The organism is Kocuria sp. p3-SID1428, assembly GCF_025149945.1.
In the GTDB taxonomy this organism is placed as follows: Bacteria; Actinomycetota; Actinomycetes; order Actinomycetales; family Micrococcaceae; genus Kocuria.
This window is the reverse complement of record NZ_JALXVH010000007.1, coordinates 24,610-39,721: the sequence shown is the minus strand read 5'-3', so window position 1 is coordinate 39,721 and position 15,112 is coordinate 24,610. Positions and strand designations below refer to the sequence as shown.

The 15,112-nt window shown below is 70.5% G+C and carries 9 protein-coding genes and 1 tRNA gene; 2 read left to right on the top strand and 8 right to left on the bottom strand.

Features of this window, described 5'->3' with window-relative positions; genetic code table 11:
* Positions 1–28: 28 nt before the first annotated feature.
* From M3E84_RS02950 to tadA, 8 genes are all read right to left on the bottom strand, one after another.
* The gene (locus tag M3E84_RS02950; RefSeq protein WP_259894509.1) at positions 29–940 is read right to left on the bottom strand and encodes a DNA-formamidopyrimidine glycosylase family protein; all 912 of its coding nucleotides are present in this window, start codon (positions 938–940) and stop codon (positions 29–31) included.
* On the bottom strand, positions 933–6,059 hold the full coding sequence (locus M3E84_RS02945) for a DEAD/DEAH box helicase (RefSeq protein WP_259894508.1): 5,127 nt from the start codon (positions 6,057–6,059) through the stop codon (positions 933–935). Before M3E84_RS02945 ends, M3E84_RS02950 begins: the two co-directional genes overlap by 8 nt.
* Positions 6,052–6,954 carry a DUF4232 domain-containing protein gene (locus M3E84_RS02940; RefSeq protein ID WP_259894507.1) on the bottom strand — a complete coding sequence of 301 codons (903 nt, stop codon included), beginning with the start codon at positions 6,952–6,954 and terminating at the stop codon, positions 6,052–6,054. Before M3E84_RS02940 ends, M3E84_RS02945 begins: the two co-directional genes overlap by 8 nt.
* Positions 6,955–7,111: 157 nt before the next feature.
* Positions 7,112–10,003, bottom strand: coding sequence for an FAD-binding and (Fe-S)-binding domain-containing protein (locus tag M3E84_RS02935; protein ID WP_259894506.1), 2,892 nt, complete (start codon positions 10,001–10,003; stop codon positions 7,112–7,114).
* A 16-nt stretch (positions 10,004–10,019) separates the two neighbouring features.
* Positions 10,020–10,352: a 2Fe-2S iron-sulfur cluster-binding protein gene (locus tag M3E84_RS02930; protein ID WP_006213939.1), complete on the bottom strand. Its 333-nt coding sequence runs from the start codon at positions 10,350–10,352 to the stop codon at positions 10,020–10,022.
* 200 nt (positions 10,353–10,552) lie between these two features.
* Complete coding sequence (locus M3E84_RS02925; protein ID WP_259894505.1) at positions 10,553–11,248, bottom strand: hypothetical protein; 696 nt, start codon at positions 11,246–11,248, stop codon at positions 10,553–10,555.
* Between the two features lie 1,161 nt (positions 11,249–12,409).
* Positions 12,410–12,496: transfer RNA gene (locus M3E84_RS02920), tRNA-Ser, on the bottom strand.
* A gap of 64 nt (positions 12,497–12,560) precedes the next feature.
* Entirely contained in the window at positions 12,561–13,025 is a 465-nt protein-coding gene (tadA, locus tag M3E84_RS02915; protein WP_259894546.1) for a tRNA adenosine(34) deaminase TadA, read from the bottom strand.
* Positions 13,026–13,119: 94 nt separating this feature from the next.
* On the opposite strand from tadA, the gene upp reads away from it, so the two are divergent.
* Positions 13,120–13,755 (top strand): uracil phosphoribosyltransferase, encoded by a 636-nt coding sequence (upp, locus tag M3E84_RS02910; RefSeq protein ID WP_259894504.1) that lies wholly within the window; start codon positions 13,120–13,122, stop codon positions 13,753–13,755.
* 490 nt (positions 13,756–14,245) lie between these two features.
* Complete coding sequence (locus M3E84_RS02905) at positions 14,246–15,046, top strand: winged helix-turn-helix domain-containing protein (protein WP_259894503.1); 801 nt, start codon at positions 14,246–14,248, stop codon at positions 15,044–15,046.
* The last annotated feature ends 66 nt before the right edge of the window (positions 15,047–15,112 follow it).

Here is a 15,112-nt window from a genome sequence, read left to right as displayed (position 1 = left end):
CCAGGGCTGGATCTCGGCTGTCCGGGTCTCAGCGCTGGCAGCGCGGGCAGTGGTAGAAGGGGCGCTCGCGGGCCGGCGCCTGCAGGCCGGTGCGGGGATCGCGCTGACCGGCGGCATCGTCCCAGGTCCGCTTGAGGATCGGCGTCCCGCAGCGCCGGCACGGCCTGCGCTCACGGCCGTAGACCCACAGCTGCCTGCCGGGCCGCGGATCGCCCGTGGTGACTCGCGGGCCGCTGTCGCGGTTGCGCAGCAGCAGCTCGTGCGCATCCTCGACCACCGCCTGCAGATCCGGGACATCGGCCACGGGCGTCTGCGGTGCCAGGCAGTGCCGGAACAGCAGCTCGCAGCGGTAGATGCTGCCGATCCCCGCCAGTCTCGACTGATCCATGAGCGCTGCGGCGATCGGGCGATCGGGGCGCTCCAGCAGACGGCGCATCGCCTCCTGCAGGTGCTGCTCGGACCAGTCCGGGGCCAGCAAGTCCGGGCCCAGGTGCCCCACGAGCCGGTCCTCCTGCTCCCGGGCCACGATCACGAGCTGCTGGACGGAGGAGGCGGTGGCCCTGGTCCCTGCGGTCTCGAGCACGGCACGGATCGTGTGCTTCGGCCGGGCGCGGCGCTGCGATCGCGCGCCCGAGGCGCCCGTCCGACGGCGGCCGGGAGAGTCCGATCCCGTCGCGAGAGGATCGAGGTCCTCGATCTCCCATCGGCCCTCCATCATCAGATGCGAGTGCAGCGTGACCGCGCGAGCACCGGTGCTCGGATCGGGCCCGATGCGGATCAGCAGGTGCTTGCCGCGCGAGACCGCCTCCTGGACGGTGCGCCCGGACAGATCGACGGTGGCCAGCGCCGGGACGCGGAAGTCGCTGCGCAGCAGCTGCCGCCCCGCCAGCCCGGAGTGCAGAGCGGCGGCCGCGCGCCAGACGGAATCCCCCTCAGGCACGGCGGATCCGCAGGCCCTTGGGCGTGGTCGAGAACCCGGCGGCGACCAGGGACTCGCGCACGGCGGTCTCGAGTGCGCCGTGCCCGAGTGCGGCCACGCCGTTGACGCGCTCGACCGTGAGCTTCTCGGCTGCCCCGGCGCGCACGACGTCGGCGATCGGAGGCCCGATCATCTGCAGCCGCTCGGGGTCGTCGTCGAAGACCAGGGCCGTGCGTCCGCCGCGCTCCAGGTAGAGCACCGGATCGCCGTCCACGAGGGCGAGGATCGACCCCGCCTTGCGTCCCGGCCGGTGCCGCGCCGCCGCGGTGGACTCGGTGCGGCCCTCCTGCTCGATCGTCTCCGGCCAGGGCAGAGCGGCGCCGTACGGATTCGCCGGGTCGGTCGCGGCCAGCGCCAGCACCACCGGCTCGCGAGGCTCGGTGCGCGCCTGCTCGTCGTCGGCGAAGCCGCGCAGCCGGTCCACGGTGCCCGACTGCGCGAACTGCGCGGCCCCCAGCCCCTCGATGAAATAGCCGCGCCGCGCATGACCGGCCTCCTCGACCGCTGCCAGGACCTTGTACACGGCGGAGAACCCGCCGGCGATGTCCTCGGCCTCCACCGCCCCGCGGGTCACCACGCCGTAGCGGTCCAGCAGCAGCTCCGCCGAGGCGCTCGCGCGCAGCGTGGGCTCCAGCGGCTCGGGATCCAGCAGGGACCACCTCCCCGACAGCCCCGTGGGATCGCTCGCCTCCGCGGGCCCGGCGGTGCGCTCGGACGACGGCCGCGCCAGCGCCGCGTCCCGGGCCCGCAGCCGGGCGGCTCCGCGTCGGCCGGCGGTGCGCCCGCGCGGGGTGCGCGGCTTCTGCCGGTGCGCGGCGGAGCCGCCCGCGACCAGGGCGCGCACCGGGGCGAAGGTGTCATTGGTGATCAGCCCGGCCCACACCAGCTCCCACAGGGCGCGGGTGAGGGCGGGCATGTCCAGGCCTGGGATCTGCGAATGATCGTTCTGCTCGGCCACAGCGCTGCGCAGCTGGTGGCCGAACCGCGCGCCGCCATCGGCCATGACGGCCAGCACAGCGGCCTGGACGGCGTCGTCGATCCCGGCGGCGCGGGCGCGCAGATCCGCCCGCGGGGGCAGGCTGAGCTGCTGGGACTCGGCCAGGTGGAGGCTGATCCAGCCGTCGTCACCGGCCAGCGAGCCGGCCCCGGACCACACGATCTCCCCGGAGGCCAGCAGCTCGTCGAGCAGCTCGGGCCGGTAGTCCTCGAGGCGCTGACGCAGCACGAGCGGCTCCAGCGCCGAGGCCGGCACCGCCACCCCCGCCAGCTGATCCACGACGCTGAGCAGACCGTCCGCCCCGCGCAGACGATGCCCCGGCCCGAGCGACTGCCACGACGGCAGGAAGCGGGCGTAGACCTCCGGGGCCACCGGCTCGACCTGCTGGCGCAGCGCAGCCAGCGAGCGGCGCCGGATCCGGTGCAGCACGTCCCTGTCGCACCACTCGGAGCGCGGCCCGGGCTCGGCGGCCTCGTCCCGGTCGGGGCGGAACTCGCCCTCCAGGACGCGGCGGGCAGCGCCCAGGCGCTCGAGGGCCCCGGCGACGACGGCCGGGCCCAGCCCGGTGCCTCGGGAGGCCTCGGCCACCGTGAACGGACCGTGCGTGCGGGCGAAGCGCGCCACGAGGTCCTCGACCGGGCTCTCGACCGGCTCCAGGAAGCTGACCGGCACCCCGTGCGGGATCGGCGTGCCCAGGGCGTCTCGCAGCCTGGCGGCATCCTCGACCGCGGCGAGCACCTGCTGCCCTTCGCGCAGCAGCCAGAAGGCACGACGCCGGCCCACCAGCTCCTCCGCCCATGCAGAGGCCTGCTCGGGGCTGACGTGCTGTTCGGAAGGATCCTCCGAACCGTCGGGGGAGGCGTCATCCTCGATCGTCGCGCTGCTCGGGGCCGCGGCACTGGCGGCGTCGGCCGGGCCGGTGCCGCCGACACGGCCTGCCGATTCCGAGCGCAGCCGAGCCGCCGCCTCCTCGAGGCTCAGCGGCCCGAGCAGCCGCAGCAGATCGGCCAGCCCTTCCATGCCCAATAAGTGCCGGGAGGGGGCCAGGTGCTGGAGCTGGGCCTCGGTCTGGGCGATGACCTCGGCGTCGAGCAGCTCGCGCAGCTGGGCCCGGCCCAGCAGCTCGGAGAGCAGGGCGGTGTCCAGGGAGAGGATGGCGGCCTTGCGCTCGGCCAGCGGGGAGTCGCCCTCGTAGATGAACTGCCCCAGGTACCCGAAGAGCAGGGTGCGGGCGAAGGGCGAGGGCGTCTCGGTGGTGACCTCGACCATGCGCAGCCCGCGGCGGTCGATCTGGCGGTGCAGCTCCTGCAGGGCGGGGAGGTCGTAGACATCCTGGAGGCACTCGCGCACCGTCTCCAGGACGATCGGGAACTGGGGGTGCTTGCGGGCTACGTCCAGCAGCTGGGCGGAGCGCTGGCGCTGCTGCCACAGCGGCGTGCGTCGTCCGGGATCCCGGCGCGGCAGCAGCAGCGCGCGGGCGGCGCATTCGCGGAAGCGGGAGGCGAACAGCGCCGAGGACCCCACCCGCTCGGTGACGATCTGCTCGAGGTCCTCCGGGTCGAAGAGGAACAGTTCGGCGCCCGGCGGCTGGTCATCGGTGGCCGGCAGCCGCAGGACGATGCCGTCGTCAGAGGCCTGCGCTGAAGCGTCCAGACCCCAGCGCTCCTCGAGCCGCGCCCCGACGGCCAGCGCCCAGGGCGCGTGCACGGGCAGTCCGTAGGGCGAGTGCAGGACCACGCGCCAGTCCCCGAGCTCGTCGTGGAAGCGCTCGACGACCAGGGTGCGGTCCGAGGGCACGTGCCCGACGGCCTCGCGCATCTCCGTGAGGTAGCGGTGGAGGTTGTCCTGCGCCCAGGTGTCCAGGCCGTCGGCGGCCAGCCGCTCGCGCAGCGCCGGCTCCGCGGCTCCCGAGGCCTCGCGCAGGAAGCGGCCCTGTGCGCGACCGAGCTCGACGGGCCGGCCGATGCCGTCGCCGTGCCAGAACGGCAGCTTGCCCGCCTGCCCCGGTGCCGGGGTGACGAGCACTCGGTCATGGGTGATCTCCGCGATCCGCCACGACGAGGCGCCCAGAGCGATCACATCGCCGGTGCGGGACTCGTAGACCATCTCCTCGTCGAGCTCGCCCACCCGCTTGGGCGAGGAATCGTCCTGCCCGGCCAGGTGCACGGGGAACAGTCCGCGGTCGGGGATCGTGCCGCCCGAGGTCACGGCCAGGCGCTGGGCCCCGGGGCGGCCGGTGAGCGTGCCCTCGTCCCGGTCCCAGACCACGCGCGGGCGCAGCTCCGCGAACTCGTCCGACGGGTAGCGCCCGGAGACCAGGTCCAGCACCGAGTCGAACGCGCTGCGGGGCAGACCCAGGAACGGCGCGGCCCGGCGCACGGTGTCCCACCAGTCCTCGACGGGCACGGTCTCGGTGGCGCACACCGCGATCGTCTGCTGGGCCAGGATGTCCAGCGGATTCGACGGGATGTGCAGCGGCTCGACCCGCCCGGCCAGCATCTGCTCCACGGTCACGGCCGCGTCCAGCAGATCGCCGCGGTGCTTGGGGAACATCCGCCCGATCGAGATCTCGCCGACCTGGTGGCCGGCGCGGCCCACGCGCTGCAGCCCCGAGGCCGCGGACGGCGGGGACTCGATCTGCACCACCAGGTCCACGAGCCCCATGTCGATGCCGAGCTCGAGCGAGCTGGTGGCCACCACGCAGCGCAGGACGCCGGACTTGAGGTCCTCCTCGATCAGGGCGCGCTGATCCTTGGAGACCGAGCCGTGGTGGGCTCGGGCCAGCAGGGGCGCTGCGCCTTCGTAGCGGTTGTGCTGCCGGTCGATCCCGCTGGGCTGGGTCGCCTCGCCGGCCGTGCTCTCGGCTGGATCGTCCGCCTTCGGAGCGTGCTCGAGCCGGAAGGCGTGGATCTCGTTGAGCCGGGCGGTGAGCTTCTCCGCCAGGCCGCGGGAGTTCGCGAAGACGATCGTGGAGCGGTGCGCCTCGACCAGATCGACCACCCGCTCCTCCACATGCGGCCAGATCGAGGCGACGTTCGCGGGCTCGTCCGCGTCGTAGTCCGATTCCATCAGGGAGCCCGAGGCCGCCGGTCCGCCCAGCACCGTCATGTCCGGGATGGGCACGCTGATCTCCAGATCCCAGCGCTTGGTCGACTCCGGGCGCACGACCGCCACCGGCTGACTCCCGCCCAGGAAGCGGGTCACGGTCTCGACCGGGTCGACGGTGGCCGAGAGCCCGATGCGCTGGGCCGGGCGCTCGAGCAGGTCGTCCAGGCGCTCCAGCGAGACCGCCAGGTGGGCTCCGCGCTTGGTGCCTGCCACGGCGTGGACCTCATCCAGGATCACGGTCTCCACACCGCGCAGGGACTCGCGGGCCTTGGACGTGAGCATCAGGTACAGCGATTCGGGCGTGGTGATCAGGATGTCCGGAGGCGAGGCCAGCAGGGCGCGCCGCACCGCCTGCGGGGTGTCCCCGGAGCGTACGCCGGTGGAGATCTCGGGCGGCTCGAGCCCCATCCGGCGCGCCGTCTGGGTGATCCCGATCAGGGGCGAGCGCAGATTGCGCTCCACATCCACGCCCAGCGCCTTGAGCGGGGAGATGTACAGGACGCGCGTGGTGGCCCTGCGCTTGGACGAGGCGCTCGAGGCCTTCCTGCGCAGGTCGGATCCGGAACGATCGTTCGCAGCAGCAGCTTCGGAGGACGCTTCGGCTGAGGCTGCTGAGGCTGCTGAGGCTGCTGAGGCAGCCGGCGCACCTGGGGCGGCTGAGCCGGAGCGGGGCTCAGCGGGCTGCGGCACGGCCGCCTGCGAGATCAGCCGGTCGATCGCCCAGAGGAAGGCGGCCAGGGTCTTGCCGGATCCGGTGGGAGCGACCACGAGGGCGTGCTCGCCTCCGGCGATGGCCTTCCACGCGCCCTCCTGGGCGGCGGTGGGCGTGGAGAAGGCGCCCGTGAACCAGTCGCGGGCAGCCGGCGAGAACGCCTCGAGCGACGAGCCCGGCGCGGGGCGTCCGTCCGAGGGCTCCTCGTCTGCGGGGAGCCCTCGGACCTGGGCAGGTGCTGCGCGCTCGGAGGGCTCAGGCACCGAAGCCCTTCACCTGCAGCTGCCCGATCTTGGGGTTGCCGCAGGCCTGAGTCGAATGGGCGATGCTCAGCGCCTCCGTGCTGCCCGGCGGGTAGACGACCAGCGCGGAGGTCTCGTGCGGGTTGCAGACCTGGCCGTAGGAGCCCGCTGCGGTCTCCCGCAGACCCGCCGAGGCCGACTGGCCCGGTGCCACGGTCACGGCAGCGCCCGCCTCCGGTGCGCGCGAGGCCGGGATGCCGACGGGCTGTCCCGCGGCATCCGCGTAGGAGACGCCCGGGTAGCCGGACAGGACGCAGGGCTGCGAGCCCGTGTTGGTGAGGACCAGCTGGTAGTGCACGGAGCCCATGCCGGCATCCACCGGCTGCAGCGACCCCGCCAGGGAGGAGGCATCGCACACGCCGGCGGGTGCGGCCTGAGCTGCCGCCCCCTCCTGACCGGCCGAGGGCGCCGCTGCCGCCCCCTCCTGACCGGCCGAGGGCGCCGCTGCAGTGCCCTGCTGCCCGGCCGACGGATCGGTGCTCTCCTGCGCCGGCGCCTGTGCGGCAGAGCCGTCAGCGGCGGACGCGGAATCCGGGGCCTCGTCGGCTGGAGCCTCCTGGGCGGGCTGCTCTGCAGCGGCTTCCCCTGCGGCGGCATCGGCGGACTCGTCAGCAGCCGGCTCCGAGACATCCGCCGAGGCGGAGACCGGATCCGAGGACTCGGCGGCCGAGGCCGAGGAGTCGGAGGGGGACGCGGAGGACGTGGGCTCGGCAGAGGCCGAGGCGCTCTGCGAGGCCGAGCCGGACGAGCTGTCGGTGCTGCCCTGGTCCTCCCCCGAGCCGCCGCAGGCGCTCAGGGCGAGCAGCGCGGCCAGGGAGAGTGCGCTGAAGGCGAGGGGGCGGGTGCGAGTCGACATGAGGGGCCTCCTGCTGAGGTGTCGCGGGTCCGAGCCGACGTGGTCCGGGCCTCTATGGAGCAATCGTAGGCCGGGCCCCGACAGCACAGCGGCGGTCTCGAGGGTCGTGGCCATGCCGATGCCGCGGCTCGTGGCCGCAGCGATCCCACCAGCCGGCTCAGCGGGCCTCGGGCAGCGCCGAGCGCATGACCTCGGCCAGGGTCCGGCCGGAGGCGTCGGTGCCCTCGCGGATCTGGGTGCGGCAGGAGAAGCCGTCGGCCACCACGAGGGGATCGGGCCCGGCCGCGCGGATCTTGGGGAACAGCTCGCGCTCCCCGAGCGTGCGGGAGACCTCCAGGTGACCCGGTTCGAAGCCGTAGTTCCCGGCCAGACCGCAGCAGCCGCCGCCGACCATGTCCACGTCCACGCCCAGTCGCTGCAGGACGTCGAGCTCGGCGTCGTAGCCGATCATCGACTTCTGGTGGCAGTGCACTTGGCACACGGCCTCGCGCGCGGCGCCGTCGTGCTCCAGGGACTCGAATGGCCACTTCCCACCCTCGGCGAGGTGGCGCGCGGTGAACTGCCCCAGGGTCAGGGTGCGCCCAGCGAGATCGGCGGCCCGGGGGTCATCGGGCAGCAGCTCGGTGATCTCGTCCTGGAGCATCACGGTGCAGGACGGCTCGAGCCCGATCACGGGATAGCCGGCCTCCAGCAGCGGCTCCATGACGTCCAGGGTGCGGGCGACCTCGCGCTTGAGAGCCTCGAGCTGGCCGGTCGAGTGCCAGGTCATGCCGCAGCACACGTTCCCGGCGGGCATCAGCACGCGGTAGCCCAGGGCCTCCAGGACCTCGACTGCGGCCTTGCCGGGCCCGTCGTCCATGAAGTTCGTCCAGGAGTCCGGCCACAGCACGACCGACGGGCGCCCGTCCGGGTCCTCGCCGGGCCGTGAGGAGAACCAGCGAGTCAGCGGCCGGTCGGCGAAGCGGATCATCTCGCGCTGGGACTCCACGCCGCCCAGGCGCATGACCGCCTTCTGCAGCGGCTGCACCTTCATGGCCGCGTTGACCAGCGACGGCGCCCCGGGCACCGCGTTCATCAGCCGCGCCAGCACGGGCAGCCAGCCCATGGTCAGGTGCGCCATGGGGCGGCGGCGACGGCCCACGAAGCTGCGGATGCCCTCGCCGTAGTGATGGTGCAGGAACTCGGACTTGTAGGTGGCCACGTCCACATTGACCGGGCACTCGGCCACGCAGGCCTTGCAGGACAGGCAGCCGTCGAGGGCCTCGAGGGTCTCCTCGGCCTTCCAGCCGTCCTTGAGGTGCTCCCCGCGCAGCATCTCCGCCAGGGAGCGCATGCGCCCGCGGGTCGAGTGGACCTCGTCCCGGGTGGCCTGGAACGACGGGCACATGGCGCCGACATCCGAGCGGCAGGCGCCCACGCCCACGCATCGGTTGACCGCGCCTGCGAACGAGCCGTTGTCGTGGCTGAAGGCGTGCACGGGCTTCAGGTCGAAGGTGCGCGCCCCGGGGCCGGGGCGGATGCCCTGGTCGATCGGCTCGGGGTCCACGAGCACGCCGGGGTTGAAGAATCCTGCGGGATCGAACGCGCGCCTGAAGGCGGCGAAGGCCTGCAGGGCCTCGGGAGAGTAGATGATGCCCAGCAGCTCGGAGCGGGCCCGGCCGTCGCCGTGCTCGCCGGAGACCGAGCCGCCGTAGTGCCGCACGAGCTGCGAGGCGCGCTCGATGAACTCGCGGTAGCGGGCCACCCCGGCCTCGGTGCCGAAGTCGAACGAGATGCGGATGTGCACGCAGCCCTCGCCGAAGTGCCCGAACGGGATGCCGCGCAGCTCGAGCTCGTCGAGCAGCGCATAGAGATCGCGCAGGTAGTCGCCGAGGTTCTCGGGCGGCACGGCAGAGTCCTCCCAGCCGGGCCAGGCCTCGCCGCCGTCCGGCAGGCGGGTGACGATCCCTGCCGAGGCCTCGCGGATCCGCCACAGGCTTCGGGTGCGCGCAGGATCCACCACGACGACGGCCCCCTGGACCTCGGCGCGGCCCGAGGCCTCCACGATCCCCTCGAGCTGCTGGGCTCGGGCCTGGGCCGCCTCCACGGTCTCGCCGCCGACCTCGCAGTACAGCCAGCCCCCGCCCGGGGGCAGCTCGGATCCGGCGGTCTCGTTGCCGGGGCGCGAGCGCAGGGCGTCCAGCAGGTCCCCGCCCATGCCCTCGATCGTGGTCACCCCCCGCACGCGCAGCGCCGGGGCGGCGTGGGCCGCGGCGATCGCGTCCGCGAAGCTGAGCACTGCCAGGGCGGTGGCCGCCGGCCTGCGCACGAGCTTCACGGTCATCCGCGTGATGATCCCGCAGGTGCCTTCGGTGCCGGCGAAGGTCTTGGCGACGTCGAAGCCGTTCTCCTCGAGCAGGTAGTGCAGGCCGTAGCCCGAGACCTGGCGGGGGAACTGGCCGAGCTCGGTGCGCAGCATGGCCCGGTGCTCATCGCGCAGCGCGCTCAGGGCACGGGTCAGGGCGGGCCCTGAGGTCCCGCCGGCGCGCAGCTCGACTTCTCTGCCGTCGGCCAGCATGACGGTCACCGCCACGAGGTTCTCGGCCGCCGTGCCCCATGCCACCGAATGCGATCCGCAGGCGTTGTTGCCGACCATCCCGCCCACGGTGCAGCGCGCGTGCGTGGAGGGGTCCGGTCCGTAGGTCAGCCCGTGCTCGGCAGCCGCGGCGCGGAGGTCGTCGCAGATCACACCGGGCTCGATGTCCGCGGTCTCGGCCTGCGGATCGATCGACAGGACCCGGTTGAAATGCCGCGAGGTGTCGATGACCAGGCCGTCGCCGATGGAGTTGCCGGCCACGGAGGTGCCGCCGCCGCGGCTGATCACGGACCAGCCGCGCTCATGGGCCAGCGCCAGCAGATCGCGGATCTGCTCGACCGTGCGCGGCTCCGCCACGGCGGCGGGGAGGCGACGGTAGATCGAGGCGTCCGAGACGTAGGCGGCGCGGGTCGTGAGGTCCTCGCGCAGCAGGCTCGCCGCGCGAGCCAGCTGATCCTCCGGGGCAGTGGTCATAGTGAGGGCCTCCCGCTCACCACTCCGGGGCGATGGTGATCTCGGCACCCTCGAGCGACTCGGACCACTCGACCTGGCAGGTCAGGCGGGAGTCGTCGTGGCGGGTGTCGTCGAGCATGTCCAGCAGGTCCTCCTCCTCATCTCCGATGGGGGAGTTCTCCTGCGTGGTCTCGAACGCTCCGTCCAGGTAGCAGTGGCACGTGGAGCACGAGGCGTTGCCGCCGCAGGTGGCGAGGATGGGGAACTTGTGGCGCGTGAGCGCCTCCATCAGGGACTCGTGGGACTTCCACTCGACACCCTCGGTGCGGGCGCCCTCGCGGTCGGTCACGTTCACGGTGATGCTGCTCAAGGCTCTTCTCCTGGCGGCACGACGGGCCGCATCGATCTCTGGGACGGGCCTCCAGTCTAGGCGCCGGGCCGACAGTGATGCGGCATGGGCGGCGTGTAATGAGTGCAAGGCAGACGGTCGGCCTGCCGATCAGCTTCGAAAAATATAATGCGGCTATCTCGCGCATATGCTGAAGATGTGGATATACCAATCATGAATACCTACCACCGTAGCATTCCAATATGTCTGCTCAGTGCGGTCAATACGCTATGAATCGCTTTGGCGTTGGGGTCCAAAGACTTTGCGTTAATACCGTCTTCTGGGATAGGCCAAAGGCCAGCTGTATTCACGTCGAACGGGTACCGTTCGGTGTACGTTGGCTGTTCGATGTCATCGCTGTGATAAGTTAGAATTATGGTGCCTTCCAAGGGGAGGCCTGCTGGGTCTGTCGAGGTCGTTCCGTCTGCTAGCACGAACTTGTTCCCCTCTTCGAGTCCGAGGTGCCAGTAGGTTCGTAAACTGCTTCCGGGCGGCAGGTCTCGTTTTTGTTCGAGATCTTTAAGAACTTTTGAGGCAATTTCATCGGAAGTTTTTGGGGGTCGGTCAAGCTTTACGACAACATCTCGAGCGGCAGACTGGCCGACATTGCGAATTTGTAGATCGTACGATGCGGAGCCTGTGATACTTGGCAATATCTCTGCAAATACATATGGACGAGTGCGAAGTATTGAATCGGTGCGTGCCTGATCGCTGGCTCGTGCCGAGGCGAGTTGGGCTTGGTGATTTGCTTCTTGGGATGCACTAAGCGTCCTGAGGGCGATATAGGCGGTGTAGGCGGCCATGAACAGAAGGCCGATTGTTGCGAGCGCAGATGCGATAGTCGCCCATGCGGTCAGGATCTGTAGCCATTCGGCCATTCGGAACTCCAGTTCGTTGAACCACTTCAGTTTATATGCCGGCGACAGTCTAGTGGGGGCGCTGCTGTGGTCCTGTTGTGAGGTGGGGTGTGGCCAGACCTGCGCGACACGGGCCATCTTCGCGGGGCCGTGGTAGTTGAGAGGCTCTCGCTTGCGTCAATCAGGTTGAGCCGACCTCCGTCGAATCCTGGAGCGTGTTGCTGGAGTGAGTGTTCGTTAATTCATTTTGCTGAGCGTGATGGGGAAAGTGTGGCGAATGTAATCTGATGCTTGACTGCGAAATTTCCCAGGGTTGAAATCCATATTATTTTCGAACTGAAGGGAGGGTGGCGCAATAGGGTGAGGGGTGAAGGTGCGCGTGTTTGATTGAGGGTATTGTCGCCGCGTCGTCGCGGGCGCGTGTTTGCTTCGCATGTATCGTGCCCGACTTTGATAGTGGCTACGAGTGTCGTGGCGACGGTCGCCAACGCGGTCTGGTTGTTCCAGTGAAGGTCCTCGCGCTCGGGGCGTGGAGCCGGACCGGTTTCGTCGTGGGGTCTGTGATTGAATGAAGGAGTCGATTTACGTTAATATATGTCGCAGATATGCTCTCGTGGTCAGTATGCCGTAATGCGTGTCATTCGCCTACCCAGCTGAAGATAGTTTTGGCCTAGGGGGGGGGGGGCGTGGATAGCGCATTGTGATGTACTAGATATATTATATTCTGTGCTGGTCCAGCGCTGAAGTGTCTTAACCTACGTGATCGCGGGCCTATGGATCCATCTTCAGAGCATCAAACGCTGGGACGGCGGGCAGGTGGTTGGCAACTGCAAAGGTTTCCCGGGGCTGGGTGGTAGGAGATGCGATCAGCCTGCGCCCACAGGGGGAATACGCTTTGATCCGCCTTGGGTGATTCGGGCTCCAGGGCCTCCGGACGCGTGCCGCACGACCTGTGGTGCTGGGCAGCTGCCTTGGCGGCGTCGGCCGACGCGAACGTGAGGGCTCTACAGCGGATGCTCGGGCGCTCACTGGCCGTCGATGCCTACGCGGACCCCAGTGTCGCTGCGGAGGCACTGGATCAAACCGTCTCGGGGTCGGTTGTGCCCGATTCGCCCGGTCCGGGAACGACTGAGGGCCCTGCTTCCCCGGAATCTCGGGGAAGCAGGGCCCTTCAGCTCTGCGCGGTGGCGGAGGGATTTGAACCCTCGTTGGCTTTTACACCAAACATCATTTCGAGTGATGCACCTTCGGCCGCTCGGACACGCCACCAGGCCCAAGATCATACTGGCGGGTGGGCGGTGCGCAAAATCGGCAGGGCCGGGTCGGGGGCCGCTCAGTCGCGATGGGCCCGGAAGAACTCGGTGAGCAGTGCGGAGCACTCGTGGGCGAGCACGCCGCCGTGGACCTCGCTCCAGTGGTTGAGCTGCCGGTGGCGCACCACATCCAGGACCGAGCCGCAGGCGCCGGCCTTGGGGTCCCAGGCCCCGAGCACGATCCGCGGGATGCGTGCGAGCACCGCCGCCCCGGCGCACATGGTGCACGGCTCGAGCGTGACCACCAGGGTGCAGTCGTCCAGTCGCCAGCGCCCCAGCTCCTCGGCGGCCTCGCGCATGGCCAGGACCTCGGCGTGGGCCGTGGGGTCGTGGTGGGCCTCGCGCTCATTGCGGCCGCGCCCGACGGCGCGGCCGTCGGGATCCAGCACGACGGCTCCGATGGGGACGTCGCCCGTGGACAGCGCCAGGCGCGCCTGTTCGAGGGCCTGGCGCATCCAGGCCTCGTGGACTCGGGTGCGGTGCATCGGGGGCAGTGCCACGGGCGGGACTCCTCCTCGGGTGCGCTCCGGCGTCTTCTGCATCTGCGCCGCGGACGCGGCTGAATGCTAATTTTGCGTCATGCGCGTCACCGTTCTCGACCATCCGCTGGTCTCGCACAAGCTCACCGTCCTGCGCGATCGGGAGACCTCGTCTCCTGTGTTCCGTCAGCTCGTGGAGGAGCTCGTCACACTGATCGCCTATGAGGCCACGCGGGAGGTGCGTGTCGAGCCCATCGAGGTCCGCACCCCCGTGAGCACCACGACCGGCACGGCGCTGAGCACCCCGCGCCCGCTGGTCGTGCCCATTCTGCGCGCCGGCCTGGGCATGCTCGAGGGGATGACCCGCCTGGTGCCCACGGCAGAGGTCGGTTTCCTGGGCATGGCCCGCAATGAGCAGACCCTGGACATCGTCACCTATGCCGAGCGGCTGCCGGATGACCTCACCGGGCGTCAGGTCTACGTCCTGGACCCCATGCTCGCCACCGGCGGGACCCTGATCGAGGCCATCCGCTTCCTTCGCCGTCGCGGAGCTCAGGACATCACCTGCCTGTGTCTGCTGGCGGCCCCCGAGGGGATCGGCGCCATGGAGCAGGAGCTGGGCGATGACGACGTCCATGTGGTGCTCGCGACCGTCGACGAGCGCCTGGATGAGAACTCTTACATCGTCCCCGGTCTGGGGGACGCGGGGGATCGTCTGTACGGCGTCGTCGACTGATCCACCGCCCCCGCTGCCCGGTGGCACCTGGGCAGACACCCAGTGCGCCCCTCGATGCACAGCATCGAGGGGCGTCTCATTATCTGAGACACGGTTGCCGAAGCGGCAGTCGGTCTTGACACAGAGAAATATGTAGTGTTCCGAATACTGGAGGGTAATTTCGCCGGAGGGTCCCCGCCTGTCGCGCCGCCAGGCCGAAGCGATCTGGACGGGGCCTCGGACAACGGGTTGCGAGCGCACATAGGCGTGTTTGCAATTTGTTAATCTCGAATAGTGAGACAAAAGTCGGTATGTGTCTTGCACAAAACCTTGGAGCAGGCTGAGTATGGACCTATAGCAGGAGCGCGCGATGCCACCTGCCGGTCTCCCCGGCAGGCCGGCCGAGCCAGGGGAGAGAGCCTCTCGGTGCGGCATCGGGCGTGCAGGCCCGGTCGAGACTCGACCCGGCAGCGGCCCGTGGCAGGGTCGCTTCACAGCATGAGGAGCAGTCATGGCCGGAGCACCCGGGTACGTCCACATCTCGCAGCGCGCGCGCACCGCAGCCGCGAGCCAGATGGCGGCCGGAGCAGAAGGGGCGCCCATGCGCCGTCGTCCCGGGATGCGCCGCCCCGGCGGCACGGAGGCGGAGGGTGCGCCCCAGCGGGTGCGCGCCGACCGGCGCCTCAGCCCGCAGGAGCCGGGCGCGAGCTCCGAGGCCCGCGGCTTCGTGCTGTATGTCGGCCTGGGGGAGGCCAAGGCGGCCGCCAACGGCACCACGCTGGTGGAGGTCGTGCAGCAGCTGCGCCGGGCCGTTGCCCAGATCGCCCCGGAGGCGGAGAGCTATGCGGCCGTGGCGCTGGCCCAGGCCGGCGCCCCGGGCGGGGATCTGCAGGTCGTGCGCAACGCCCTCGGCGATCCCACCGCTGTCGAGGCGGCGGCGGAGACCGCGGCGGCTCCGGTCTCCGCTCGGGAGGCCCGCACCACGCAGTCGGTCGGCGTGCTGATCGACCTCTCGCGCCGCGAGGTCATGCTGGACGGGTCGGTGCTGAACCTGACCTACAAGGAGTTCGAGCTGCTGAACTACCTCGTGGAGAACGGCAGCCGCACCGTGGGGCGCACCGAGCTGATCTCGAGCCTCTGGTCGGATGCCGACGAGACCCCCAACGAGCGCACCATCGACGTCCACATCCGGCGCCTGCGCTCCAAGCTGGGTCGCCTGGCCAACACGGTGCGCACAGTCCGCGGCCAGGGCTACCGGTTCTACGACCACCCCGAGGTCATCGTCTGGGCCGCGCCCGAGTACTCCATCTGAGTCGCGGCCGCATCCCGCGGCCCCCTTGAGCCCCGTCCTGCCGGATCAGGACGGGGCTCGTCTTCT